Origin of the sequence: Streptomyces durbertensis (genome assembly GCF_014156695.1) — a bacterium.
GTDB classification, from domain to species: Bacteria; Actinomycetota; Actinomycetes; order Streptomycetales; family Streptomycetaceae; genus Streptomyces; species Streptomyces durbertensis.
Window position 1 is genome coordinate 1 of sequence record NZ_WMLF01000022.1, and the last position, 24,729, is coordinate 24,729.

The window sequence follows — 24,729 nt, forward strand, 5'->3', positions numbered from 1 at the left end:
GCCAGGCACCGTGGGACGGGTGGGGCGATGACGGTTGCTTCCACTACAGCGGCGAGGGCCAACGGGGCGACCAGACCCTGACACAGGGAAACCTTGCCGTTCTCAACCACCGGCGAGACGGGCGAGCCCTCAGGTTGTTCCAGCATGTCGCGCAGACAACCTTCGAGTATCTCGGGGAGTACCGGCTTTCCGAGATACAGCCGTGGTACCGCATCGACGGAGTCGACGCCCACGGGGAGGCACGTACAGTGATCGTCTTCCGACTGGAGCCAGTTGCCCCTGTGGCCGAGGCAGAACCCCGGGGACCCCGCCTGGCGCGTACCCCTGCGGAGGAGTACTCCGTACAGGTGGTCAACGACATCATCGCTGACGAACGATCTCCAGTATCGGCTTCGGGCCACGCATATGGCGAGGCGGAGCGCCGGGAGGCCAACCTCATTTATGAGTACGCCGACCATCTCCAACGTCATGGCCATCGGGTCGCACGGCAGCTGATTCAGATCCCCGGTGAGCCGCGGCCGCATCGAACCGATCTGTATGACACCTCGACGAATCGACTCATCGAGGCGAAGGGGACCCTGCATCGCGAAGCTGTGCGTTTGGCCATCGGTCAGCTCTTCGACTACCGACGGTTCCTCTCTCCCGAACCCGCACTGGGCTTGCTCCTGCCGGCCAAGCCTTCAGCCGACATCCTCGAGCTATGCCGCGCCCTGGGCGTAAAGATCATTTGGCAAGAGGGGGGTGGTTTTACCGAGAGCAGCGGTGGGTGACTCCACCTTGCGCTGGAAGCCACCCGAGCAACCTTGGAAGCAACAAGCCACCCGCGGCGCCTAGGAAACGAGGCGGGTGGCCTGTACTCCACGTCCTTCGACAGAACAGGAGCACCATCAGTATGTCTGAGCATGGCAAGGAACGCGCACCCATGGTGCTGCGCACAACGATGTACGGCGGTGTCCTCACCGCGGGCGTTCTCTTGGTTCTGCTGGGTGATCGGACGCCCGTCGAGGCTTCCAGCTTCGTCGCACCCTTCCTAGTAGCCTTCGAGCGGCAGGACTCACGCCGCCGAACCTAGCCGAGGGAGCGTTCCCGGTGCGGCGGACGTTGCGATGAGGAGCAGGTCTTCTCAATAGATGGGCTGGACCGCGTCCGTACAGCTCACGCTCAAGCGCGAGTGCAGATGGCGCGAGCACGTTGTGGATCCGCCCGTAGGGCTACGAGTCGGCGCCGCGGTACACCTCGGCTGGAGTGACAGCCTGTGTATCGCGGCGCATGCTCGACGGCCGAGGTCGAGGCTTCGGCCGTCACTCGGCCGTCCCGCCCCGCCGGCCCCGCGGCGGTCGCGCAGCAGGTGGCGAGCGCTGCCGCGCAAGGGCTCGTCAGTGATACTCCCGGATGTAGCCCAGGCGGCTGGTGCAGGCTCGCACAACTTGGAGCGGTTCCCCGTTAGCAGCGCACGGCTCAGCGAGCCCTGGCTTTGTTGGTGAGTTACGAGAGCGCCTGTAACTCAGCGTGGAGAGCGCCCTCGTCCACGGGAGAGTGATGTCGCTGAGTTTTGAGAGCGCCTGGGTGCTTGCTTCGGGACCATGGTTGTGCTCTGCACGACGAGGGGGCCCGGGTGCTGCCGAAGTCCAAGGTCGATCTGTACGCGGCGATCCGCCGTGATGCGAAGGCTGGTCTGTCGAGCCGTGCTCTTCAGCGGAAGTACGGTGTCGGGTTCCTGACCGTGCAGAAGGCGTTGACGTCGGCCTGGCCGGAGCCACGGAAGAAGCTTCCGCCGCGGCCAACACGGCTGGATCCGTACAAGCCGTTGATCGACGAGATGCTGCGGGCCGACCTGGATGCGCCGCGCAAGCAGCGGCACACGGTGAAGCGGATCTTCGAGCGGTTGCTGGACGAGCACGGTGCGGACGAGATTTCGTACCAGATGGTCCGTGGCTACGTCGCTGACCGCCGTGAGGAGATCCGGGTCCAGGCCGGACGGGGCGTGGTGGAAGCCTTCGTCCCGCAGACCCATAAGCCCGGGGCGGAGGCGGAGGTCGACTTCGGCGACGTGACGGTGCGGCTTGCCGGCGAGGTGGTGACCTGCTACCTGTTCGCGTTCCGGCTGTCCTACTCGGGCAAGGCCGTCCACCGGATCTTCGCCTCGGCAGGTCAGGAGGCGTTCTTCGAGGGCCACGTCCACGCTCTCAACACGCTGGGCGGGGTGCCGACCGGGAAGGTCCGCTACGACAACCTTAGGGCCGCTGTCGCCCAGGTGCTGGGCTTCTCCCGGCATCGCGTCGAGGCCGAGCGCTGGACGGCGTTCCGCTCCCACTACGGCCTGGAAGCTCTCTACTGCCAGCCAGGAATCCGCGGCGCCCACGAGAAGGGCGGGGTCGAGGGGCAGATCGGCTGGTTCCGCCGCAACCACCTCGTCCCGGTGCCCGAGGTTGCGACGCTCGCCGAGCTGAACGCGTTGATCGACCGGTGGGACCAGGAGGACGAGAACCGCCGGATCCGGTCCCGTCCTCGCACGATCGGCGAGTACTTCGCAGCCGAGCAGCCGCTGCTGGCGCCGCTACCGCAGGAACCCTTTGAGACGGGCCGGCTCTTCACTCTGCGGGTCGACCGCTACAGCCAGATCAGCGTCCGCACCAACCGCTACTCGGTGCCGGTCCGGCTGATCGGCCGGAACGTCCGAGCGATGCTGCATGCCTCCGAGCTGGTCGTCTATGACGGCCGAGAGGAGGTTGCCCGGCATGAGCGGCTGATCGCCAAAGGCGGCACCCGCCTCGAACTGGACCACTATCTGGAAGCTCTCGTGCGCAAGCCCGGCGCCCTCCCGGGAGCGACCGCGCTCGACCAGGCCCGCTCCGCAGGCCGGTTCACTCCCGTCCACGACGCCTGGTGGGACGCTGCCGTCAAGGCCCACGGCCAGCGGGACGGCACCCGCGCGCTCATCGAGGTCCTTCTCCTCGGCCGGCACCTACCGCACGAGCACCTGGTCACCGGACTCGCCGCCGCCCTCAAGACCGGGGCGCTGACGGCGGACGCCGTCGCTCTTGAAGCCCGCAAGGCAGCAGACGCCGACACCGCCCCTGCCGAGGCCCCAGAACCATCAGCAGGAAGCCGGACCAGCATCGCCCCGCTGCCGGCTGCCGTCCGGGCCCGCCTGCCACCCGACAAACGCCCCCTGCCCTCCGTCGCCCACTACGACCAGCTCCTACGGCTCCGCCGCGACCGCCCCACCCCCTGAAGGAGAACCGCGTGTCCATCCCCCGCCAGCGAGGACTCACCGAGCAGGCCGCCACGGCCGCGATCGACCAGGCATGCCGGATGCTGAGGCTGCCCACCATCCGGTCCCAGTTCCCCGAGCTCGCCGAAACCGCCGGCCGCGAGCAGATGTCCTACCTCGGCTTCCTCTCCGAGCTCCTCCTGGCCGAGTGCGACGACCGGGCCCGCCGCCGATCCGAGCGGCGCATCAAGGCAGCCGGCTTCCCCCGCGACAAGTCGCTGCGCAAGTTCGACTTCGACGCCAACCCCAACATCGACGCGGCCATGGTCCACACCCTCGCCAAATGCGAATGGATCAAGAAGGGCCTGCCGCTCTGCCTCATCGGCGACTCCGGCACCGGCAAGTCTCACCTGCTGATCGCGCTCGGCACCGAGGCCGCGATGGCCGGCCACCGGGTCAAGTACGTCCTGGCGACGAAGCTGGTCAACGAGCTAGTCGAGGCCGCCGACGAGAAGCAGCTGACCAAGACCATCGCCCGCTACGGCCGCGTCGACCTGCTCTGCATCGACGAGCTGGGATACATGGAACTCGACCGCCGCGGCGCCGAACTCCTCTTCCAGGTCCTGACCGAACGCGAGGAGAAGAACAGCGTCGCCATCGCCTCCAACGAGTCCTTCTCCGGCTGGACCAAGACCTTCACCGACCCCAGGCTCTGCGCGGCCATCGTCGACCGCCTCACCTTCGGCGGCAACATCATCGAGACCGGCACCGACTCCTACCGCCTCGCCACCACCCGAGCACGCGCCGAACAACAGCTGGCCACCAGCTGACCTGGGCGCACGAGGCTCCGTGAGCATCGTCAGCGCTCACGGATCCTTGACCACCACCAGCCGCCCACCGCGAAGGCGTTCACCGGCCCAGGGTTTGGCAGAGTGCGACGCTCGAACTCATCGTCGATACGAGCAATCAGCCGGCCGAGATCGCGCCGGGCACCGTGAGGGAGGTGAAGCATGACCTCTTCCAGATCATCGCGGGCATACTCCACCTCCAGTCCGGGCTGCCAGACCTGGGAAGCGTTCAGATAACGGCCGGGTTGCCTGAACGCCCACTCGAAACGAGCGAGCGCGTCAGCAACTGCACCAGGCCACATCCGCTCGTCCTCGACGCGGCGGACAGCTGCACGAGTCCTTGCGGAAACACCCCGGATCCGCCGAACTACAACATGTCTGCGAGGCCGCCACCGCTCAGCACGGACGGCCTTCGGGCGCCTACGCGGCATCGCCCTTTCTGATCAACATGCCGTCATCCTGCCACGAGCGAGGCTGGCTCCGCACGCACGATCGAGCTCCCTGCCACTGGGGGCGCTCTTACTTCTCACCAACATTCACGGGCTCTTCGGTCACGGCGTGATGCCGAAACCCACCGACAAGTGCTCTCGCTTGAAACCTACGCAGCCAGAGCCCGGACAAGCGAGCGACAGCCAGACCCGGCAACCGCCGCCTATCGAGACTTGGACGGCGCTGGTGATCTCGGCGCTCGTGAGTGCTTCGACCGCCGTGTCCCGGATCCCGGCAGCGTTCGCCCGGTCGACCTGGCGGGCAGCCAGGTCGACCGCGTAAGCCAGCTCGTCGGCGGCCTCTTCCGCGAGCTCACCATTACCACGGCCGGGGGCCGAAGGGCGCAGCGTGGACGAGACGCCGACCGTCAGCCTGCTGTCTGGTCAGGGACTGCGTGAAGGTGGCGTTGTCCGCGGGTGCGCGGCACAAGTTGGACGACGGCTTCGGCGGCGGCGCGGGCGAGGTCGTCGAGAACGGCCTGGTAGATGTCCCGGGTGATGCGGGTGTCGCTGTGGCCGAGGGTCTCGGAGACGACCTTGACGTCCACTCCGGCGGCGAGCATCAGCGTCGCGGCGCCGTGCCGTAGGTCGTGGAGGCGGATGGGCGGCAGGCCGGCCTCGGCGACGAGGCGTTCGAAGAGGTCGGAGACCTTGCCCGGGTGGAGCAGAGAGCCGTCCTCCTCGGTGAAGATGCGGCCGGTCTCCACCCAGGCGTCGCCCCATTCGAGGCGGTCCCGTTCCTGCTGCTCGCGGTGGGCCTTGAGTTCCTCGTTGGTTTCTGCGTCGAGGGCGATGACGCGGATGCCGCTGTTGGTCTTGGGGGCGCCTTCGATGACCTCCCACCCGTCCTGGACCAGCTGGGTCGCCACGGCCAGCGAGGAGCTCGCGTAGTCGTGGTCCACCCAGCGCGGGCCGCACCCCTCGCCGCGTCGGAGTCCTCGGAGCGCGATGAGCCGCCACATCACCTTCAGCCGGTGGTGTTCGATGTGGTCAAGGAAGCAGCCGGTCTGCTCCGGCGTCCAGACCATCACCGGGGAGGGCTTCTCCCCGGTCTCCTGCCAGCGGGCGACGCGCTCGTCGGTCCAGACGAGCGCCTTGGGCTTGGTGCCGGGCAGCAGCTCGACGTGCTCGGCCGGGTTGAAGTTCGGCATCCGCTGCTGGGCGATCGCGACGTTCAGCGCGGCGCGCAGGGTCGCCTTGATGTGCGGCTGGGTGTTGAGGCCGGTGATGCGGCGGAAGGGCGGCATCTGGTCGATGGCCGCCTTGAGCTGCTTGCGGCAAGCACGGTTCTCCGCGCCCTTCCACGGGATCTCCTTCAACTCCGCTATCGCGGCCCGCCGCTGGGCGTTCTGTTCCTCGATCTCGATGTTCTGCTCGTTAATCGCGTCGAACATCGCGTTGATGTGGTGGACGCGGAGCTTGTCGAGTCGGATGTGGCCCAGGTGGGGCCTGAGGTGGACCCGGATATCCACCTCGTACCGCGCCACGCCGGTACGGCGGAGCCGCTTACGCCCAGCAAGCCACTCATCAAGCCACTCGCCGACCGTCGTCTTGGAGTTGAGCGGCTCGCCCACCTTGAAGCGGCGGCGCGTCTCGTCGTAGTCGGGGAGGGGCTCCTTCTTGGTGGAGCACTCCTCCAGCAGGTCGCTGATGGCCAGGCGTCCCGCCGCGTCGTCCTCCTCCGGGATGGAGAGGAGCGCGCGGACCTTGCCCAGCTCCTCGTTGGCCTCGGTCGACGTCGCGAAGCCGGAGCGGCGGAAGCGGCGGCGGGTACCGTCCTGGCGCGGCTCCAACTCCTGGAAGACGCTCCAGGCGCCATGCCGCCGGTTGGTGAGCTTGGGGCAGCTCTTGCCGTACGCCGTACCGGTCGCCGGGTTACGGCAGGAACAGCGCCTGCTGGTCGAGCCCTTCTTCATCCATCCTCTCCCGCGACGTCCGCCACCTCGTCGACCGACGCCAATGCCTCCGGCAGCGGGGGCGGCACAAGGCCGAGTCCGGTCATCCGCCGCCGAAAGTCCCGCAGCTCCCGGCAGTCCTCGGCGGCCAGTGCCTCGTAGGCGGCTGCGGCCTCCAGCAGGGCGGCGCGCCGAGCTGGGTCAGGTGCGGCGGTGGCCTTGCGACGGCGCTCCTTGGCCAGCCTGGTCGACGCGGCGGCGGTCGCGACGGCGTCGCTGTGGGCGCGGAAGGTGTCGAGGAGATGCTGGGCGCTTCCCTCAGGCGCCGGGGCGTCGGCGGCGGGTGCCTCGCCGGTGAACCAGGCCAGCGCCTCCCACGTCGAGACCGACTGCCCCGGCACGAGCTCGACGGTCGCGGCCTTGCCGAGGGGGAACAGCAGAGTGATCGGCGGCACGTCCAGGGCCCTGGCCAGCACCAGGAACTCCGCCAGGTCGACCGAGGCCCGGCGACCGAGTTCGAGGTTGGTGATCGTGGTCTTCGGGACGGGCACGCCGAGGGCGGCGCAGGCGTCCGCGGTCTGTGCCACGGTGAGGCCGGCGGCGGTGCGGGCCGTGCGGATCTGTTCGGCCACCCGAGCGGTCAGCTCGGCGGACCATGCATCACTTGCCATGGATGCAATTCGTACATGATGAAAGTGTTGCCGCAACATTCGTGATAGCTGTTCTCCGTCAGCTGAGAACCCGGACGATCGGAGAGCACCATGACCACACCGCGAGGGGCAACCGCCGGCGAGGGCATGTCCCGTGAGGAGCAGCTGGCCCTGCCCGCCGCGATCGACCTCGACACCGCGAACCGCGCGCTGTCGATCGGCCGCAGCACCGGATACGCCCTGGCCAAGCGCGGCCAGTACCCCGTCAAGATCCTCCGTCTCGGCAACGCCTACCGCGTGATCACCGCCGACCTGCTCCGCGTCCTGAGCATCGACACCAAGCCACATCCGAGCGGGCGGACGGCCGGCAACAGCGACAACGTGCTCTGCGCGTAGCCGACCGTTTCGAGCGCGGGAGGGCTGTGTGGCCTTGCACGGAGTGGCGTCGTCTTCTTCGCGGAGTCGCTCAGCGAGGCCCGGAGGTATGGCTTGTTCCTGGCCGCAGCGCGTGTGCTGGGATTCGGATACGGTCCGTCGTGAAGGCGGAACGTACTCGTTTGTCGGCGGCACAGGAGGTCAGGCAGCGTGACGACGCACGAGCGAACCGCATTCGACTCTGCGGCGGCAGAGGACATCCTGCTCAGAGCCTGTGCGCTGGCCGGGTTGGTCGCTGACGGGGTCGAGATGGTGCGGCTCGGAGACCACGCGGTGTTCCGTGTCGCTGGTGGGCGAGTCGTGTCCCGCGTCGGGCGCCACGCTGACCGTCTACCGTCCGTGCGCCGAGAAGTCGCTGTGGCGCGGTGGCTCGAAGCTGTGGACTACCCGTCGGCGAGACTCGCCACGGACGCCGAACAGCCTGTCGTCGTCGAGGGGCACCCCGTGACCTTCTGGGGAGGGCTGGCCGACGGCGAGAAGTACGCCAGTACACGGGAGATGGGCGAGCTGTTGCGGCGACTCCACGGACTGGAACCGCCGCCCTTTGACCTACCCGAGCTTCACCCCTTCGACAAGGTGAAGAAGCGTCTGGAAGGCGCTGAAATCCGCGTCGAGACACGCACGTACCTCGCGGGTCTGGCCGAGGAGCTGACGGCCGAGTACCGGAAGCTCGACTTTGTCCTTCCGCCGGGACACCTGCACGGGGACTTCAACATCGGCAATGTCCTGCGGGACGCGGAAGGTCGCCCGAGGGTCATCGATCTGGACGGCTTCGCGAGAGGCCCCCGCGAGTGGGACCTCATACAGACGGCCATGTACTACGACAGCTTCGGGTGGCACACGGAAGCCGAGTACACCGACTTCGCGGACGGCTACGGCTTCGACATCCGTCGGTGGCCCGGCTACACCGTGCTCCGGAGCATCCGGGAGCTGCTGATGGTCACCTGGCTCTCACAGAACGCCGGTGCGGACGCGCGTGCGGCCGCGGAAGTCGAGAAGCGCGTCGAGACGCTGCGCTCCGGCAGTTCAAGGCGGGGTTGGGCACCGTTCTAGCCAGCTCCGCCGGCATCGTTCCAGAGGCGGAAGCCACGGGCTCGGGCCGCGAAGTCGCGGAACTCCGCGGCCCGCCGCATTCGGTCCGTCACGCGGTCCCGGAACTCCCTTACGTACTGCAGGCAGCGAGCAGACTTCAGACCCTCACCGAGACTCAGCGCGTTCAGAGCGACCTCGCAGCCATGGCCGACCTCGCCTTGGTTGATGTACGCCTCGGCCTGCACCATCGTCGCGAAGAAGTCGCTGCGGGTGTTCGCGTCGTCGCCGAAGAGGGAGCCAGCGCCCCGCTCCGTCGCTTCGGCGGAGCGCCCCAGGTCGCGGAAGCAGTGGCCGATCTCGGCGGCCAGCTCCACTTCGTCGAAGTAGGAGATGTACGGCGGGTCGCTGTCGGCTGTCCTTTCGCTGAGTCGGCGCTCTGCCTCCACCAGGGCGAGGTCACAGCCTCTTTCGTCGCCGAGGCGAGCCAGTGCCCGCGCCTCCATCGCTCGGAACTGGGCGGCCATCGTAGGCCCCAGATTCGCGGAGGGGTTTGTGTACGCGGCCCGGGCGAGTGACACAGCGTCCTGATATCGACCCGTGAACGTGGCTTGATGGCTCATCGCGGACAGGACGCTCCCGCCCAGGCGTCTGTCGCCGGCCGCCCCTGTCATGCGAAGGGCCTGGATGAAGTATCGCTGAGCGATGCCGTGCAGGCAGCTGTCGTACGACATCCATCCAGCGAGCAGGAGTGCTTCGGCCACAGCCGAGTACAGCTGCTTGCCCACTGCGTCGGAGTACTTGCCGTCGAGCATCGGCCGGACGTCCGTGTGCAGATACTGGATCAGAGCGCGTCGGGCGTGACCACCGCCGAACCTTCCGTCGAGCATGCTGAACGCTTCGGTGGTCGAGCGAACCATCTCCACGTCCGTGGCGCCGATAGCCCGGTCACCGACTTGCGTCAGCTCCTCGCCCGCCGGGGCGACGAGCCACCGCAGGGCAGCGGTGTTCCCCGCAGCGGTATCCATCTGTGCCCGCACCAGCGACTCGGCCTCGGCAAGGTCTGCCCGCCACAGGTCCGCTGCCGTTCTGGCAGCCACCTCAGGGCGGTCGGCGAAGTCGAGCCCGAGGTGGGGCTGAACCGCGGACACAGCAGCGGTGCCCATCCCGATGTCATCGATGGTGAGGCGACGTCCCAGCCTGCGCCCTACGGCGTCCGCGATGAACTGCGGCATGTTCCCGCGCGGTATCGAGCCCTTGAGCCAGCGGCTGACGTACGTGTGGTCGCAGACGGCGCTTTCGCCGGACAGAGCGGCTGCAGCGATTACCGCACGGGCGAGCGACTTGTGCGAGAGGTCGGCTTCCTGCATGAGCGCGGCCAACCGGGCGTTCCGCGCTGTCATCGGACCCCCGGAGTGCTGTCGTAGTGGCAGCTTGACGTGCTGTCACTCTACGCAGGCCAGAGCGGCGGCGCAGGGGGTTCGCACAGGGAGTGCACAAGTGCACCCCCTCGTACACGCTCCCGAAGTCGCGGCTGTCTGGAGAGAGTTACATCACCGGCCGCGAGAGCACGCGGCAACCTCGGGCCTGGCGCCGACCACTCAGCCGTCGCTCGGCCCCTCCGCTCGCGCCACACAGGGCGTGGAGGCGGAGCCAAGTTCCTCACCAACGGATGGAGCCTCGTCATGCGCTGCTTTCGTAAGGACCCTCCCTCGTCGACGGAGCTGCCGGCGATCGCCGCAAGCTCGGCGGGCGACGTATCGGCTGGAATCGAACTGGTCGTTCGTGGCGAACTGAAAGACGCGGCCCAGCTCGGCGGCACGCCGTGAGGGGGCAGAAGGAGACGCAGCACCCGCCTGAGCGGACCCTGCTGCTGGACGCATGCGGCGTCGTGCTGGGCGAGCCGACGGAGCCGTTGTTCCGTGCTGTCGCCGCTTCCAGCGGTCTCAGCGTCTCTGCGATCGCGACGTTGTTCAGGCACCGGTTCCGTGATGATCTTTGGTCCGGCCGCATGGACGAGGCCTCCTTCTGGACTTCCCTGGCCGCGGCCTGCGGAGTGGAGCGCGCTCCAGCAGCGTGGCGCACAGCAATAGACCAGGCCATGCAGGCGATGCCGGCGGTCGGCCGGCTCCCCTCGTGGGCTGACCAGGCTCGACTGGTGCTGATCTCGAACCATCGGCACGAGTGGCTTGTCCCTCGGCTGGAGGCTCTCGCCCTGGACCGCCATTTCTCGGCGGTGCGGATCTCCAGCATCACGGGAGCGGTCAAGCCGGATCAGGCGGCGTACGACCGCCTGATCAGCAGCGCTGATCCGGCGCAGACCCTCTACGTGGACGACAAGCCGGCGAACGTCGCTGCCGCAAGGTCGCTCGGAGTCAGGAGTGTGCTGGCGGACGCCGACGGCGGCTGGACAAGGGAGGTGGACGCGTGGCTGGGAAGCTGACCGCTCCGACGCAAGAGGCCATCAGCCAGGATTTCGTAGACCGCATCCCTGACCTCGTCGCCCTGCTGGAACCCGCCGTAACCGACGTTCCTCGCCAGGAACGCCAGTGGGTCTTCTACGGCAGCCAGCCGATCGGTCAAGGCCAGGAGGGCAGCGACCTCGACGCGTTCCTCCTCCACAACGGCAGCCCACACCTTGCTCCGCACCGGCGAAGTGCCGTATGGGACGCGAGACCTGTGACGATCTACGTACTGTCACACAGTGACCTTGCCGACGACGGGCTGAGACGCCAGTTCGGCGGCTACTTCACGCTGAAGCTCTTCGGCCCCTTCGTGACCGACCGGCCCGGCCGTGACCTGTCGCTGTCCCAGCACACCGCCCGGTTCCTGGCGCCCCTCAGCGAGTTGCTCGCGCTGGGGCAGCCGGACGCGTCCTGGTCCGCTGACCAGTTGCTCGCCCACGCCCATCTGGCCTTCCTCGACCTCTACCCGGACGCCGCGGGCTACCTGGCCAGGCTCCTACGTAACCCACCGCTGATGGCCCGCGTATGGGCGCACCAGCGCCGCACCTACCTCGAAGCACTCCGGACGGCAGGGTACATCTCGCCTACAGGCACCCGCGGGGAGTGGGCGTACAGCGGGCATACACCAGTCGACGACGCCGACCGGGAACGCGCCCGCTGCACGGCCCGGTTCTGGGCCTTCGGCGCGGTCTCCCACGAAGCGGACCCCAGCTTCCCCGACGTGTACTTCCGCAAGACGGACACGCACGCGGCACCGCACGAGCAGCACGCGGCCTTGGCGTTCCTCCACGGCATCGCCGAAGGGGGAGAAGCTCCGTGATGACGACCCTGGGTGCGTGGCACGCGGCATGCAACCGCCAGACCGCCGTGCTTGAATCGCGCCGCTCACGGCAGTTCGGTCTCCGACCGGTCGTCGGTTCCGAGGCGGCTGGGGAGTCGGTACTCCCCGGTGAGGTCTGGGCGACGCAGGCGTTCGGTCGCTCACTTCCTACACCACGCTCGGCTTCCTTCCCGGTCCGTGTCGGATTCGCCGGCCGGCGGCTGCATCTGGGCCACATCGGGCTGGCCCGCACCGCGGCTCAGCTCGTCGACGACGGCGGGCAGCTTCTGCTCTTCGACGCCTCGCCCGGCTCCACGTCCCTCCTGGACGGCCTCCGCAGCGCGGTCCGCCACTACGCGGGCGCCTCGGTTTCCGACCAGCTCATCGAGTACAACTCCGACCAACGGCAGTGGCAGCACCAGGCGCTGTCCGGGTTGAGGTTGGACAGGGTGCGCCGTCTCTACGGCTGGGACGGCAGCACACCGGCCAGCGCACTGACAGACCTGGCCACCATGCTCACCTTCTTCCTCTACACCCCGGAGGGCATGGAGGAGGGAGGCGTAGCTCTCGTCGATGCCATGCAGGCGACGCACTCCGCTCTGCTTCCCCAGGCCGCACGGACGCTCAAGGTCGGGATTCCGACGCTGCTCTACCGCAGGCTCTTCCCAAGCCTTCGGCGGGAAGGGCAGCGCGGCAGCGTCCGTGAGCCGTCTTCCGTGATCTTCGCCAACGACGACGAGGCGACGGTCAAGCACAAGTTCCTGCGCTCTCGAACCGGAGGCCAGGCGAGCGTCGAGGAACAACGCGCTCGCGGTGGGGACGCGACGCGGTGCTCCGCGTTCGCCGTGATCGAGCTGCTGTGCAGACCCGAGACTGCCCAACGTGCGCTGGACGAATGCCGTTCGGGTCGGAGCTGCGGGGACTGCAAGACAGACCACGCAGCCGGAGTGGTCTCCGGACTCCGCGCCGCCACCAGGACGCCCCCACACGCAGGCACCTCGCCGCAGGTGGGACCTGCTGTCAGCCGGGCCGTAGGGGGACTACACCGGACGCCACCACGCGCCGCCACTGACCTGGAGACTGCCATCGCGGAACGGTCCCGGGTGCACCCGGAGCAGGTCGTGGTGGGCCACGGTTCCACCGAGGTCATGGACTGGCTCTTCCGCGTCCAGGCCAGACCCGGCGGAAACGTGGTCGCCACAGAGCCGACCTTCGAGCTGTACCAAGAGCTCGCGGAGCGCCATCACCTGCGCTACAGCCCTGCGACCTGGGATCCACGCACCTTCAACCACGACGCCGCCGCTTTGGCCCGCCGGGTCGATCGGGACACCACGATGTGCATCATCGACGTCCCGCACTCCGTTTCCGGAGCCGGAGGCCAGGTCACCGAGCTGCTCGACTGCCTCTTCGAAGCGCTGCCCGACGACGCCGCGGTGTTGCTCGACCTCGTCTACGCCGACTTCATGCGCACCTCGGTCGAACCGGCTTCGCGACTACTCAGCCACTATCCGCGCACCGTCCTGTTCGGATCGATGTCCAAGGCTCACTGCCTGCTCGGCGCACGAGTCGGGTACGCACTCGCAGCCGCGCCGTTGGCCGATCGGCTGCGCTCCCAGCGGCTCCCGTACGCGATGGACTCGCTGGCGCTCGCCGCAGCCCACAGCGCGCTGATGGATGACCACTCCCGTCAGCGGACCGTTCAGGCAAGTCATGAGGCACAGGCGCGGCTCACGGAAGCCCTCCAGGAGCTCGGCATCTCGTACGTGCAGACCGAGGCGAACTTCCTCCTGATGGATCTCGGCAGCCGCTTCTCCTCGGTCGCCCGCCATCTGCGCGACGCCGGAACCGCTTTCCGAGACGGCCGGCGCTGGTCCATGCCCGGCTGGATGCAGATCCATTTGATTGACGTGCCGTTCGTCGAACCCCTTATCGAGGTGCTTCGGCAGGACACGACCGGCGAGAATGTGACCTCACCTCACCTCACCGTCTGTCGGTGTCCCGCAGAACCTTGGAAGGACCACCAGCCCCATGACTGACCAGCGCATGCTCACCGGCGACCGCCCCACGGGAAAGCTGCACCTCGGGCACTACGTGGGCAGCATCGCGAACCGGGTGCAGCTCCAGCACAAGTACGAGACGTTCCTGATCATCGCGGATCTGCACATGCTCACCACCAAGAACACCCGCGAGGATATCGCGAAGGTGTCCACCAATGCCCGCGACATGGTCCTGGATTCGCTCGCGGCTGGAATCGAGCCGACCCGGGCGACCTTCTACCTGCAATCGGCGATCCCTGAAGTCAGTGAACTCAACACCCTGTTCCAGAACCTGGTCACGGTTCCCCGCCTGGAGCGGGTACCCAGCCTCAAGGACATGGCGCGGGACTCGGGCAAGGAAGAAATGCCGTACGGGCTGCTCGGCTACCCCGTGCTCCAGGCGGCCGACATTCTCTGTGTCAAGGCGCACGTCGTGCCCGTGGGTAAGGACAACCACGCCCACGTCGAGGTCACCCGAGAGATCGCCCGGCGGTTCAACCACCTCTACGGGGAGACGTTCCCCGTCCCCGAACTAGTCGAGAGCGAGGTCCCCACCCTGGTGGGGACCGACGGCCAGGGGAAGATGAGCAAGTCCGTTGGCAATGTCATCTACCTCTCCGACAGCTCTGAGGACGTACGCAAGCGGGTCGCCGGTATGTACACCGACCCCAACCGCGTCCGTGCCGACGTTCCCGGCACCGTGGAAGGCAATCCTGTGTTCGCCTACCACGACGCCTTCAACGACAACCCCGCAGAGGTTGCCGACCTGAAGGAAAGGTACCGAGCGGGAAAGGTCGGTGACGTAGAGGTCAAGGACAAGCTTGCTGCCGCCATTAACCGGTTCCTCGACCCAGTTCGGGAGCGTCGCGCACGCTACGAGGAACAGAGCGGCCTCGTTGACGAAATCATCGTCGAAGGTACCGAGCGCACACGCCGGGAAGTGCAGCAAGTCGTCTTCGAAGTCCGAAAGGCGATGGGCTTGACGGCGGCGTACAACCAACTGCGCCGCAAGGCCGAGCGTGCCCGCAAGAGCAGGGAACGCACCACACCCTGACCGACCCCGGGAAACACATGGCTTCTGGAACCTCGGTGCGGGAGCGGTCCTTCAGCTCCCGCACCGTCCACACCGTTCGCATCGTCCGTACCGGCTCCTCGGGAGCCCTCGTCCGTATCGTCCGGCGCCCCGACGGCGCACTCGTGGCGGTCAAGACCGCCCGCAATCCGCGAGTGCCTGCCACCGAGCAGGCGCGGGCCCGCGAAACCATCGCGCCCTACTTCGGCGCCAGACTCCCTGAAGTCCTCTTCGCCGGCCATCACCATGGCTACGACACTCTGATCAGCCACTGCCCGTCGGTGACCACCCTCGCCGACGTCGCCCTCCGTCCCGCGACCGCCCCGCAAGCAGCCGCGACATGGCGCGAGGTGGTCGAGGCACTCAGCCACGTGTGGTTGCAGTCCGCGCGGCCCGGCTTCGACCCCTCCCGGGCCACCAGAAAGCACGCACTGCGTCTGGGACGTGCTCGCGACGGCTTGTACCGCTCCGCACGCAGCCTGGGTCTTCCGGCAGAGGGCCGCTGCCACGTCATCGTCAACAGAACGGACCACGGCTCGCTGGACCGGATGTTAGAGCGGCTCGCTGCACTCCCGGCACCCAGCGTCCGCGTCGCCTGCCACGGTGACCCCCAACCTCGAAACATCCTGCTCGATCACGCGAATCAGTGGCACCTCGTGGATTGGGAGTGGTCCGGGCACCACCAGGACTGGCGCATGATGGCGAGCCACCTCGTCGGCTGGTGGTACGTCGAGGCCCTCCTCGCTGGCGCATACGGCAACATCACGCCGGCACGCTCCGCACTCGTGTTGAGCTACAGCCCTCCGCCACTGGCCAGTCTCTCCAGATGGATGGAACCGGCGGTGGACGTGTTCCGGCGGATGAGTCGGCCCGCCGAACTTGAGCGGGACGTCGTCGCGCTCGCTACTCACATCGCGATGCTCCTGCTCCGAGAGATACCCAAGGTCGTCTTGGACGGAAGGCACCAGCTTCTCGCCCCCCTTCTGGGCGAGGCAGCCCGGATCCTCGACCTCTCGAACTCCAACGAGCCGCACCCGCTGATGGAGCCCTTCACGCGTCAGCGCCATGCCGACGGGAGCACCACGTGGTAACGATCGGTCTGGCTTTGCCGCATTACGACGGGCTCTTCCCTGGTCCCGGCGGAACCGGGCCTCAGCGGACACGTAGTGCCCTGGACTACGCGCAGAGAGCGGAGCGGGCGGGGCTGCACCAGGTATGGGTATCGGATCACCTGTGGGTCGATGTCGCCCCACGTGACCGTCGCCGATCCCCGGACTGCTGGACCCTGTTGGCCGCCATCGCCGCGACCACTCGCCGCATCCGGCTTGGATCCCTTGTCACGCCCGCACCCCTGCGCGAGCCTGAGCTGCTGGCCCATCAGGTCTCGACGGTCGCCGACCTTGCCGGAGGACGTCTCGACATCGGCCTTGGAGCCGGCTGGAACGCCGCCGAATTCGCAGCGGTGGGTCGCCCGTTCCCGGCAACTGCCGATCGGCTTGCGAGCGTAGAGCGGACGGCCGCACTGATCCGGGCCGAGTTGGGTCCCATGGCGCCGCCGATCTGGATAGGCGGGAAGCGCAGCGGCATTCTGCGTGTCGTCGCACGCGTCGCAGATGGTTGGAACCTGGCCTGGGACCCGACGCCTGCCGACTATCGACGGCGTCTCGTCCGGCTCAACGAAGCTCAGACCTCTGCACACAGGCCCACCGCGTCCATGCTCCGCTCGGTCGGACTCACCACCGTCATCGGAACTGACGAAGCGGATCTACACAGGCGATGGACAAGGCTGCGCGACTGGGTACCCGGAGGCCACCTCGACGAGCTCAGTTTTGATACGTGGCGCAGCCGAGGGCTGATCGGCACCCCGGACGAGGTCCGCAACCGCCTCACCGCATGGGAGCGCCTTGGCATCGCCCACGTCGTGTGCGCCCTCGGTATGCCGTTCGGGCTTTTCGACGACGAGCAGATCGACCTGCTGGCAGCCGCTGCGCGCCGAGTCGAAGCCACCACCAGCACGAAGCCACACGCCCAGGAGGAGAAAGCGTGATCGACCTGCCCGACGCCGAGGCGGCGTTCCAGTACGAACAGGACTTCCTGCTCACCTGCGGCCCCAGCCGCATCGGCAAGATACTCGCTCTCCACGAGCTCTACCAGCGGATCCGGCAGGTCCCTGGTGCGATCGTCGAGTGCGGTGTCTTCCGCGGAGGGTCCTTCACCATGTGGGCGATGCTGCGGCACCTGCTGGAGACCGAGCACACCCGTTCCCTCATCGGCTTCGACACGTTCGGGGAGTTTCCCCGTGCTCACATCGAGAGCGACCAACGCATCGTCGACCACATCGAGAAGGTCGCCGGTCTCGAGTGCATCGGAGCCGACCAGCTTCGAGCGACGCTGCGCCGGCGAGGCCGAGGGCTCGATGCGAACACGACGCTCGTTCCGGGAGATGTCTGCGAGACGGTTCCCCGGTACGTCGCCGACCATCCCGAACTCGCCATCTCGCTGCTCATGATCGATACCGACCTCTACGAGCCAGCCGTCACCTGCCTCACGGAGCTCCTGCCCCTGGTGTCTCCGAACGGCATCGTCGTAGTGGACAACTACGGGGTCTTCCCCGGTGAGACTCGGGCGTTCCGCGAGTACCTCGCAGCCCACCCGGCCACGCTGTTGGAGCAGCCAGCGCACACCGGGCACCTCATGTACTTCTCGCCGCGCAGACCACCAGCGGCTCTGCCGACGAGGACGCAGGAGTCCACCTCGTGAGTACGGCGGGACAGCAACTCGTGCAGATATGGCATGCACCTGATCACTTCTCCGTCGACGACGTGGAGATCGACGACATTCAAGCGAGGGGAGGGTGCCGAGTTGATGCGTAACCGGACACCAGACGAAGTTCCTCACAGGTGCCGCCAGCGCCTGCTGGCCCACTACGGCCCCGACGCGGAGCGGTGGCTCGACGGAGCACCCGGCCTGCTGAAGGAGGCGGCAGATCGCTGGAGACTCTCGCTCGCTGACTACCACGACATCGGACACGCCTCCGTGATCACGGTGGCGACCGACCTCGACGGGCGTCCGCTGCTTCTGAAAGCTTGGCCCGACCCCATCCGATACCGCCGCGAGATGTCCGCGTTGCGGCTGTGGGCCAGAGGACCGACGGCGGGCGTCATCGAGTCGGCGGACGACCTGGCCGTGGCCGCCCTGGAACTTGTCGGCGGCCGGGCGGGCGGCGCCGAGCGGCCGGAGCGGGAGATACCGATGGTGGCCGCCGCCCTCCACGGCCTCCACACCGTCGGACGGCGCAGGCGGCGCCAGGCCAGCGGATTCCCGCTCCTGACCGATCACCTCGGCGAGGAGATGCTTCCCCGGATGAGGCGGCGGGCGCAGCAACTGGACACAAGCCCCTGGCGACCGCTGGTCGACGCGGGACTTGCAGTGCTCTCCGAGCTGGAACCGGACGCTTCCCGCGCAACGGTGCTGCACGCCGACCTCTACCGGGAGAACGTGCTGTTCGACCGCGCCATCTGTACCCGGTTCATCGACCCACTGCCGATGGCCGGCGACGCCGTGTACGACTGGGCGTTCTGGACCGTGTACTACACACTTGGGCAGGGAACCGACAGCCGGTTGGCGATGGCGTCGCGGATCTCCCGTATCCCCGTGCCGGAACTGGCGCCCTGGTGCCGGGCTCTCGCTCTCGACGGCCTGCTCAGCTACCTCGAAAGCGACGACCCGAGAGCGCAGGAGATGGCAGGCGTGCTCGGTTCCCTGTCCGCCCACGGCGGCGGGGCGGACTCCACCTCGCGGCCCTCCAGCAGCCCGGGTGACCCATCATCTTCAGGCGCTGTCGAGGGTCCTGCGGTTGCTACCGTCGGTCCCGTCATCCACCCTCCGGAAACGAAGGACCCCCGCCATGCATGATGCCCGCGCCCTGATTGACATGGGTGCCGAAGCGGTTCGTCGGCTCGCTCGTCGCGGATACTCCCTGGACCTGTCGGTGCTGGAGGACCTTCAGTCCCGCCGCAACCAGAGCATCCGCTCCGCCGACGAGCTGCGGGCGGAAGGCAAGCGGGTGGCGAGTAAGGTCCAGCAGACCGCGAAGCAGGGCGGAGACATCTCCAAGCTCAAGGAGCGGGCCCGTGAGATCAAGGAGGAGATCCGGGCCGTCGAAGCTGAGCAGGAGCGGGTCCAGGCGGAGCTTACTGACCTGCTGCTGAGCATCCCGAACCTGCCGGACGACAAGGCTCCCGACGGTGACTCCGAGGAGTTCGCGGTCGAGGTCCGGCGCGTTGGCAACCCGACGGCGTTCACGGGAACGCCAGCCCGCGCTGGACTACAACAGCCTGAGGTCCCTCTCCTACCACCTCGGCAAGTGTTTCTGGCAGAACATCGAGCAGCATCATCCCGATGCCGACAGCCTCCGCCTCGCCCCGGACGTCATCGGACAGTGGAAGCAGAGGATTGCCACCAAGGACAAGACCGTCACCGGTCCCGACGGCCGGCGCACGAGCGCAAAGGTCGAGAGGCTCAATCACCGGGACACGCTCACCCAGGTGCGGGCCTTCTACCTCGATATCGCTCAGTGGGCCCTGGAAGAGCCCGGCCGCTGGGGCCCGTGGGTGGCACCGAGCCCGGTGAGAGCTAACGAGTTGGAGCACCGCAAACTGCAACGCCGACGCAAGGCGAGGGTGGACGCCCGCACCCGCGAGCGCCTGCCAGTGCTGCCGATTCTTGTCCGCTCGGTCGACCAGCGTCGCAGGGACGCTGCCGCGACGCTGGAAGCCGCCCGGCACACCAGCCCCGGCGAGGTGTTCACCGCAGCCGGTCAGCAACTCGTACGCGCCGTGGTTCCGCACGGGACGGCCGGCCGGATCTGGGCCGAAGACCCGGACACCGGCAAACGCCGCGATCTGGGACTCGAGGACGAACGGGCCTTCTGGACCTGGGCCGTGGTCGAGGTCCTGCGAGCCACCGGCATCCGCATCGAGGAACTGCTCGAACTCAGCCACCACAGCCTGGTCCAATACCGGCTGCCCACCACCGGTGAACTCGTCCCCCTCCTTCAGATCGTCCCGTCGAAGACGGACACCGAGCGGCTGCTGCTGGTCAGCCCTGAGCTCGCCGACGTCCTGAGCGCGATCATCTGCCGAGCCCGAAACAGCTCCGGGGCCGTTCCTCTGGTCCGTTCCTACGACCGCCGCGAATGCGAGTGGCAGGCGCCAGCCCCGTTGCTGTTTCAACGACGCATCTCCGGCGAGGACCGCGCATTCACCGACGAGACCGTCCGCAACATGCTGGACCAGGCCCTCATCGCCACGGGCCTGACCGATACCATCGGCGACCCACTGCGCTACACACCGCACGACTTCCGCCGCCTGTTCATCACCGACGCCATCCTCAACGGACTGCCACCGCACATCGCCCAGGTCATCGCAGGCCACCAGGAAATCAACGTCACCCTCGGTTACAAGGCCGTCTATCCCGAAGAAGCAATCCAGGCGCATATGGCCTTCCTCGCCCGTCGCCGATCCCTCCGCCCGAGCGAGGAATACCGCGTCCCCACCGATGATGAATGGCAGGAATTCCTCGGCCACTTCGAGCGGCGCAAAGTCTCCATCGGCGCATGCGGCCGAGCCTTCGGCACCCCCTGTATCCACGAACACGCCTGTGTTCGCTGCCCGATGCTCTGGCCCGACCCCACCCAACGCGACCGGCTCGTCGAGATCCGAGACAACCTCCTCGCTTGGATCGCCGAGGCCGAACGCGAAGGATGGCTCGGCGAGGTGGAGGGGCTTCAGGTCAGCCTGGCTGGCGCCGAAGACAAGCTTGCTCAAATGGACCGACGATCTCCCGGCGGCACGGCGATCGACCTCGGCATGCCACGCATAGCCGCAGCTCAACCCACCCAGGCGGAGGGAACGGCTTCGCTGACACAATCACTGGATGACCAGCAATGACATCCGGTTCGACTGCCATCACCGTGGCGACGGCGGCCCGCTCGTGATCGTCCCCCGCATCGACGGAGCACCACTCACCGAGCTGATCGACGGGTTCGAGATCGCGACCGGGATGCAGCCAGCAGGCGACGCCTACGGCGGTCTGATGCCGGAGTTCTTCCGGTTCGGCCCGATGCAGGACCACTTCCTCGGACGGTCCACGAACGCGATGGGGCCGAAGACGCCCGTTCTCGGTTGTGAATGCGGCGAGTGGGGATGCTGGCCGCTCATGGCCCGCATCATCGCAACAGCAGACCTCGTGACCTGGGACGCCTTCGAGCAACCGCACCGCAAGGCCCGCGACTACGTGGCATTCGGTCCGTTCCAGTTCGACCGTCACCAATACGATGACGCCTTGCGGGCCCTGAGCGCGGTTATCGGCTCCGGCGTCGACGACACGGGCGCATGAGCGCTACCAGGCGCGGCCTGCTGGACTGAAGGATGGGGAAGCGGTTCATGGAAAGGTTCGAGACGGAGAGTCTGGCGCTCATGCCTGGCCAGAAGGTTCAGGCCACGGTCCTCAGCCATCACCCATGGGGTGTGGTCGTTGAGATCGTCGGTTACGAGAACGCGGGCCTGTCGGCCTCTATCGACATGATCCAGCAGTTCTCCCGGACCACGAGCGGCCATGACGAACTACTCGCGCTCTTTCCACCCATCGGTTCGCAGATCGATGCAGTGATCGAGCAAATCCACCGCTGGCATCCGCCGGTATCAGTGCGGCTCAGCATCCGGCCTGCCGACCTGGAGTCGCTGGCCTGGAGCTGCGACTTCTGTGGTGAACGGATCACGTTGAGCCCAGGTGGAGACGCCCTCGTCCTGGACTCGCGGAGCAACGACGGTCCAGGAAGCCACACCCTCATCTCCCACCGGCACTGCCTGGCCGAGCGAATCCGCCCCGAGAACCACGGAGAGCGGGCGCGAGCATTGAAGATCGGGAAGATGCACTGAGGGTCGTCAGGCCCCGCCTACCGGCCTGGCCGAGCTCGACAGCTCATTCGGCGGGAACCAACCGGTAGTTCAGAGAAGACGTTCTGGTCGCGGGAGCGCTTGTACTCGATGATGACTGGCGTCCCGTTCTCGTCCAGCCCGAGGGAGTCGATCCGGCCTCGGTGACGACCGGTGCTGTACTCGGTCGCCGAGGAACCGGATTCCGAGCATGACCTCCATGTTGGCCTCGATCAGCGTCTGAAGCTCACGCTCGACCGAGGCGGAAACCCCCGGCACCTCCGTGGCCCGCCCGCCTCTCACCCTGAAGACCTTCAGGTTGCGCATCGTCCTCCCCGGCATCGCCCGATCGTACGAGCGAGGAATCAAGAGCAGCAGAGGATTATTCCAGCTCCGGTTATGGTCAGTGTCCTCGGATGGCCGACGAATGCCTGGCAGCGCCTCTGGGTCCTGGCACCAGTCAGTGGCCCAGCACGATGGCTCCCAGGGGTGAAGTCGGAGGAGGTCCTTGGCCCATGGGCGTCCTCAATTGGCCCTGCGGGTGGCGTGCACTGGGACCGCCCGAGGCCATGTGCCGTGGACAGCTACTTCGTCTTGTTACTCATCGGCGTGGTGGGGTCTTCCTCGGCGAGCTGGCTGGCGAGCCGCTGTATCGCTGAACGGATGCCGTGGCCGTAGGCGTCATCGTTGAGCGCGTCGAGGTGCTCCTGGGCCTGGGTCAGGTGGGTGCGGGCCTGTGCGGTGTCTCCGAGTTTGTGGAAGTCCGCGGCGAGGTTGAGGTGCAGAGAGGGGTAGAACCCGCGGATGGCGAGGGAGGAGTCGTGCTGTTTGGCCCGGTCGTCGGTTACCGACGCGGCAGCGTCCAAGGCGTGTAGGTCCCAGGCGAGTTCGTCCTGTGGGTCTTGCTGGAGATCGGCCATGTAGTGGGCGAGCACGCAGCGGTGGAACGGGTCGCCGTTCGGGGCGATCTCCTGCCAGATCTCGGTGAACCGATGCCGAGCACCGTCGAGGTCGCCTGTGTGCTGCATCGATATGGCTTCCTCGATGCGCTTCATGGTCTTGTCGTCGGTGGTCACGGTAGCCTCTCCGTCGCTCGTCGGTGATCGCGGGAAGAGTAGGGGTCACCACTGACAAGGAGCGGGGACCAGCTGTCTTGACGCGCCCGCTGCGGGTCCTTCGTGTCTGTGAACGCGCGGCTCAGCCGACGACGTCGAGGGCGGTGCCTTCGACTCCACCGGCCAGCGGGTCTGTCGAGGTTCAACAACGTGGGCGCGCCCCCTCGCGAGGGCGAGCGTCGCCCCTCGGGGGTGGCCAAGGGGTGGCCGGATGCCCTTGGACGGTGCAGCACGGGGCAGCGGTGGTATGTACGGGATACGTGCTCTGATCAGGCACGATGGCACTTCGCGGGAGAGCGCGTCACGTGGCGGCACGGACGCCCCCGGTCTCGTAATGCGTAGGTCAAGGGTTCGATTCCCTTAGGCGGCTCCCTCAAAGGCCAGGTCAGACCCCCTCTGACCTGGCCTTTCTCGTTGACGCGGGCTGACGCGCACTCAGCTCGAACCCGGCTTGGAGCCCTCGAACGGGCAGGGGTGGCCAAGGGGTGGCCATGTGCGCAGAGCGCGCGCACAGGGGTGGCCGAGGCGTGTTCCACCCGGCCGCTCTCCTTTGTTCTCGTTCTTGTATGCCTTCGACAACGCGGTCCGTAGGCTGGGGCTGTGACCGAGATCCAGACCACGGTGGCCTTCAAGAGCCTCACGGCCCAGACGAGCGCAGTCCTGCTGACCAGGGGAATGGAAGTCGAGCCGACCGCCCTGCAAGGCGTGCTCGTCCACGTCGTCACCGCCACCGCCGAGCGGACCGGCTTGGACACGGAAGAGGCCCTTCACCTCGTCACCCCGGAGGCCGTGGCCGACCTCATCGCGCAGGCCGCCGACGAACGGCTCGACGGAGCGGAGGACGTACACGCCGTCCGCCCGGTCCGCGTCGACGCCCGCACCGTCCCAGCTGACCTCGGAACCCTCGGCCGCCTGGTGATGGCCGCCGCCCAGGCCGGCAAGTACGCCGCCACCAACCACGACGGCCGAGCAGCCGCCCACCTGATGGACCTGGCCACCGAGCTCGGCGCCGCCCTCGCGACGGAGGACGGCCCCAGGGTCCCCGTCGGAGTACTGGACGAGCTCGCCGACCAGCTCGACCGAACGATCGCCCGCATCAATAGGGGCGAGTGGAGCATCTGCCCCTGCGGCGAGGACCACGACCAGGACGACGTGGACACCGGCGCTGCCCGCACCATGCGCCACGATGCCACCCTCGCCCGCGATCTCCGCCCGTGAATGTCCCGACTCCCATGAGGCTGGCGCATGGTGGCCCAGCCGTTGGCGTACTGCGGATCTCTGTTCGCCGGACAGCTACTGTCTGAGATGCTGAGATACACCCGTTGCCACATCGGACGGACAGATAGGGAGTACGTGCGTGCCGCGCGCCACAGAACAGAGTGCCGACAGGCGAACGGCTTCTCGCGCCAATGAGCGGGGTGTGTCTCCCGAAGCGGGGCAGCTGGTCCGGGTTCGAGGGCAGCTCTGGGTGCCCGGTCCGTCCAGGTTGCCCATGGAGTCGTCGTGTACGGCGGTGACGGTGAAGCGGAGTTCCTCGGGTTCGCCGCCGTGGCGGGCCTGCTCGCCGTTCTTGCCGGTGGTGACGCGCTCGATGGGGGTGTGCAGGACGACGATGTCGCGGCCGAGGAGCTGCTTGGCGGACTGGCCCGCGAACCCGTCCGGCAGCACGATCTCACCCCGGGACAGCGCCACGGCCGACGCCTTGGGGTCGCGCTGGGCGGCCA

Annotated in this window: 24 protein-coding genes and 1 pseudogene; 19 read left to right on the forward strand and 6 right to left on the reverse strand. The window is 67.5% G+C overall.

Annotation, left to right across the window (positions count from 1 at the left end):
* From GL263_RS28150 to istB, 3 genes are all read left to right on the forward strand, one after another.
* On the forward strand, positions 1-770 hold a 770-nt coding region (locus GL263_RS28150; RefSeq protein ID WP_228456049.1), incomplete at its 5' end, for an SRA domain-containing endonuclease.
* Positions 771-1,618: 848 nt separating this feature from the next.
* Positions 1,619-3,235, forward strand: a complete 1,617-nt coding sequence (gene istA, locus GL263_RS02760) for an IS21 family transposase (RefSeq protein ID WP_182853945.1) — start codon at positions 1,619-1,621, stop codon at positions 3,233-3,235.
* An 11-nt stretch (positions 3,236-3,246) separates the two neighbouring features.
* The gene (istB, locus tag GL263_RS02765; RefSeq protein ID WP_182853923.1) at positions 3,247-4,044 is read left to right on the forward strand and encodes an IS21-like element helper ATPase IstB; all 798 of its coding nucleotides are present in this window, start codon (positions 3,247-3,249) and stop codon (positions 4,042-4,044) included.
* A gap of 29 nt (positions 4,045-4,073) precedes the next feature.
* Here istB and GL263_RS02770 read toward each other — a convergent pair whose 3' ends face one another.
* The 3 genes from GL263_RS02770 to GL263_RS02780 form a co-directional block, all read right to left on the reverse strand.
* The gene (locus tag GL263_RS02770; protein WP_182853924.1) at positions 4,074-4,364 is read right to left on the reverse strand and encodes a hypothetical protein; all 291 of its coding nucleotides are present in this window, start codon (positions 4,362-4,364) and stop codon (positions 4,074-4,076) included.
* Between the two features lie 554 nt (positions 4,365-4,918).
* Complete coding sequence (locus GL263_RS02775; protein ID WP_182853925.1) at positions 4,919-6,466, reverse strand: site-specific integrase; 1,548 nt, start codon at positions 6,464-6,466, stop codon at positions 4,919-4,921.
* Positions 6,463-7,116, reverse strand: coding sequence for a helix-turn-helix domain-containing protein (locus GL263_RS02780; protein WP_182853926.1), 654 nt, complete (start codon positions 7,114-7,116; stop codon positions 6,463-6,465). Before GL263_RS02780 ends, GL263_RS02775 begins: the two co-directional genes overlap by 4 nt.
* A gap of 90 nt (positions 7,117-7,206) precedes the next feature.
* Here GL263_RS02780 and GL263_RS02785 point away from each other — a divergent pair, with 90 nt between their 5' ends.
* The gene (locus GL263_RS02785) at positions 7,207-7,491 is read left to right on the forward strand and encodes an integrase (RefSeq protein WP_182853927.1); all 285 of its coding nucleotides are present in this window, start codon (positions 7,207-7,209) and stop codon (positions 7,489-7,491) included.
* A gap of 189 nt (positions 7,492-7,680) precedes the next feature.
* Complete coding sequence (locus GL263_RS02790; protein ID WP_182853928.1) at positions 7,681-8,583, forward strand: aminoglycoside phosphotransferase family protein; 903 nt, start codon at positions 7,681-7,683, stop codon at positions 8,581-8,583.
* Here the strand turns inward: GL263_RS02790 and GL263_RS02795 are convergent.
* Positions 8,580-9,941: an NsdA family TPR-like regulatory protein gene (locus GL263_RS02795; RefSeq protein WP_228456050.1), complete on the reverse strand. Its 1,362-nt coding sequence runs from the start codon at positions 9,939-9,941 to the stop codon at positions 8,580-8,582. The genes GL263_RS02790 and GL263_RS02795 overlap by 4 nt on opposite strands.
* 303 nt (positions 9,942-10,244) lie before the next feature.
* Here GL263_RS02795 and GL263_RS02800 point away from each other — a divergent pair, with 303 nt between their 5' ends.
* The 13 genes and pseudogenes from GL263_RS02800 (at position 10,245) to GL263_RS02860 (ending at position 21,893) form a co-directional block, all read left to right on the forward strand.
* Entirely contained in the window at positions 10,245-10,388 is a 144-nt protein-coding gene (locus GL263_RS02800; RefSeq protein WP_182853930.1) for a hypothetical protein, read from the forward strand.
* The gene (locus GL263_RS29010) at positions 10,385-11,002 is read left to right on the forward strand and encodes an HAD-IA family hydrolase (protein WP_182853931.1); all 618 of its coding nucleotides are present in this window, start codon (positions 10,385-10,387) and stop codon (positions 11,000-11,002) included. Before GL263_RS02800 ends, GL263_RS29010 begins: the two co-directional genes overlap by 4 nt.
* Positions 10,987-11,844 carry a hypothetical protein gene (locus GL263_RS02810; protein ID WP_182853932.1) on the forward strand — a complete coding sequence of 286 codons (858 nt, stop codon included), beginning with the start codon at positions 10,987-10,989 and terminating at the stop codon, positions 11,842-11,844. The genes GL263_RS29010 and GL263_RS02810 overlap by 16 nt, the downstream gene beginning before the upstream one ends.
* On the forward strand, positions 11,844-13,880 hold the full coding sequence (locus GL263_RS02815; protein ID WP_182853933.1) for an aminotransferase class I/II-fold pyridoxal phosphate-dependent enzyme: 2,037 nt from the start codon (positions 11,844-11,846) through the stop codon (positions 13,878-13,880). Before GL263_RS02810 ends, GL263_RS02815 begins: the two co-directional genes overlap by 1 nt.
* A complete protein-coding gene (gene trpS / locus GL263_RS02820; RefSeq protein WP_182853934.1) occupies positions 13,873-14,934 on the forward strand; it encodes a tryptophan--tRNA ligase in 1,062 nt (353 codons plus the stop codon). The genes GL263_RS02815 and trpS overlap by 8 nt, the downstream gene beginning before the upstream one ends.
* Before the next feature lie 143 nt (positions 14,935-15,077).
* Positions 15,078-16,043, forward strand: coding sequence for a phosphotransferase (locus GL263_RS02825; protein WP_182853935.1), 966 nt, complete (start codon positions 15,078-15,080; stop codon positions 16,041-16,043).
* Positions 16,037-16,999 carry an LLM class flavin-dependent oxidoreductase gene (locus GL263_RS02830; RefSeq protein WP_182853936.1) on the forward strand — a complete coding sequence of 321 codons (963 nt, stop codon included), beginning with the start codon at positions 16,037-16,039 and terminating at the stop codon, positions 16,997-16,999. The genes GL263_RS02825 and GL263_RS02830 overlap by 7 nt, the downstream gene beginning before the upstream one ends.
* Positions 16,996-17,712 carry a TylF/MycF/NovP-related O-methyltransferase gene (locus GL263_RS02835; RefSeq protein WP_182853937.1) on the forward strand — a complete coding sequence of 239 codons (717 nt, stop codon included), beginning with the start codon at positions 16,996-16,998 and terminating at the stop codon, positions 17,710-17,712. Before GL263_RS02830 ends, GL263_RS02835 begins: the two co-directional genes overlap by 4 nt.
* 105 nt (positions 17,713-17,817) lie before the next feature.
* Positions 17,818-18,867, forward strand: a complete 1,050-nt coding sequence (locus tag GL263_RS02840; protein ID WP_182853938.1) for an aminoglycoside phosphotransferase family protein — start codon at positions 17,818-17,820, stop codon at positions 18,865-18,867.
* A pseudogene (locus GL263_RS29015) lies at positions 18,860-19,267 on the forward strand (serine--tRNA ligase); the annotation flags it as partial. The gene GL263_RS02840 and the pseudogene GL263_RS29015, both read left to right, overlap by 8 nt.
* The gene (locus tag GL263_RS02850; protein WP_194377065.1) at positions 19,236-20,903 is read left to right on the forward strand and encodes a tyrosine-type recombinase/integrase; all 1,668 of its coding nucleotides are present in this window, start codon (positions 19,236-19,238) and stop codon (positions 20,901-20,903) included. The pseudogene GL263_RS29015 and the gene GL263_RS02850, both read left to right, overlap by 32 nt.
* Positions 20,890-21,351, forward strand: a complete 462-nt coding sequence (locus GL263_RS02855; RefSeq protein WP_182853940.1) for a hypothetical protein — start codon at positions 20,890-20,892, stop codon at positions 21,349-21,351. Before GL263_RS02850 ends, GL263_RS02855 begins: the two co-directional genes overlap by 14 nt.
* 47 nt (positions 21,352-21,398) lie before the next feature.
* Positions 21,399-21,893: a hypothetical protein gene (locus GL263_RS02860; RefSeq protein WP_182853941.1), complete on the forward strand. Its 495-nt coding sequence runs from the start codon at positions 21,399-21,401 to the stop codon at positions 21,891-21,893.
* A 581-nt stretch (positions 21,894-22,474) separates the two neighbouring features.
* Here the strand turns inward: GL263_RS02860 and GL263_RS02865 are convergent.
* Positions 22,475-22,966, reverse strand: a complete 492-nt coding sequence (locus tag GL263_RS02865; protein WP_182853942.1) for a hypothetical protein — start codon at positions 22,964-22,966, stop codon at positions 22,475-22,477.
* Between the two features lie 639 nt (positions 22,967-23,605).
* Here GL263_RS02865 and GL263_RS02870 point away from each other — a divergent pair.
* Positions 23,606-24,223: a hypothetical protein gene (locus GL263_RS02870; protein WP_182853943.1), complete on the forward strand. Its 618-nt coding sequence runs from the start codon at positions 23,606-23,608 to the stop codon at positions 24,221-24,223.
* Between the two features lie 75 nt (positions 24,224-24,298).
* Here the strand turns inward: GL263_RS02870 and GL263_RS02875 are convergent.
* On the reverse strand, positions 24,299-24,729 hold a 431-nt coding region (locus tag GL263_RS02875; RefSeq protein ID WP_228456052.1), incomplete at its 5' end, for a hypothetical protein.

Excerpts from the sequence above, each read along its gene's own strand:
- GL263_RS02770 (WP_182853924.1), bottom strand. The coding sequence starts at position 4,364 with ATGTGGCCTGGTGCAGTTGCTGACGCGCTCGCTCGTTTCGAGTGGGCG.
- GL263_RS02775 (WP_182853925.1), bottom strand. The coding sequence starts at position 6,466 with ATGAAGAAGGGCTCGACCAGCAGGCGCTGTTCCTGCCGTAACCCGGCG.
- GL263_RS02780 (WP_182853926.1), bottom strand. The coding sequence starts at position 7,116 with ATGGCAAGTGATGCATGGTCCGCCGAGCTGACCGCTCGGGTGGCCGAA.
- GL263_RS02785 (WP_182853927.1), top strand. The coding sequence starts at position 7,207 with ATGACCACACCGCGAGGGGCAACCGCCGGCGAGGGCATGTCCCGTGAG.
- GL263_RS02800 (WP_182853930.1), top strand. The coding sequence starts at position 10,245 with ATGCGCTGCTTTCGTAAGGACCCTCCCTCGTCGACGGAGCTGCCGGCG.
- GL263_RS02815 (WP_182853933.1), top strand. The coding sequence starts at position 11,844 with ATGACGACCCTGGGTGCGTGGCACGCGGCATGCAACCGCCAGACCGCC.
- trpS (WP_182853934.1), top strand. The coding sequence starts at position 13,873 with ATGACTGACCAGCGCATGCTCACCGGCGACCGCCCCACGGGAAAGCTG.
- GL263_RS02840 (WP_182853938.1), top strand. The coding sequence starts at position 17,818 with ATGCGTAACCGGACACCAGACGAAGTTCCTCACAGGTGCCGCCAGCGC.
- GL263_RS02855 (WP_182853940.1), top strand. The coding sequence starts at position 20,890 with ATGACCAGCAATGACATCCGGTTCGACTGCCATCACCGTGGCGACGGC.
- GL263_RS02860 (WP_182853941.1), top strand. The coding sequence starts at position 21,399 with ATGGAAAGGTTCGAGACGGAGAGTCTGGCGCTCATGCCTGGCCAGAAG.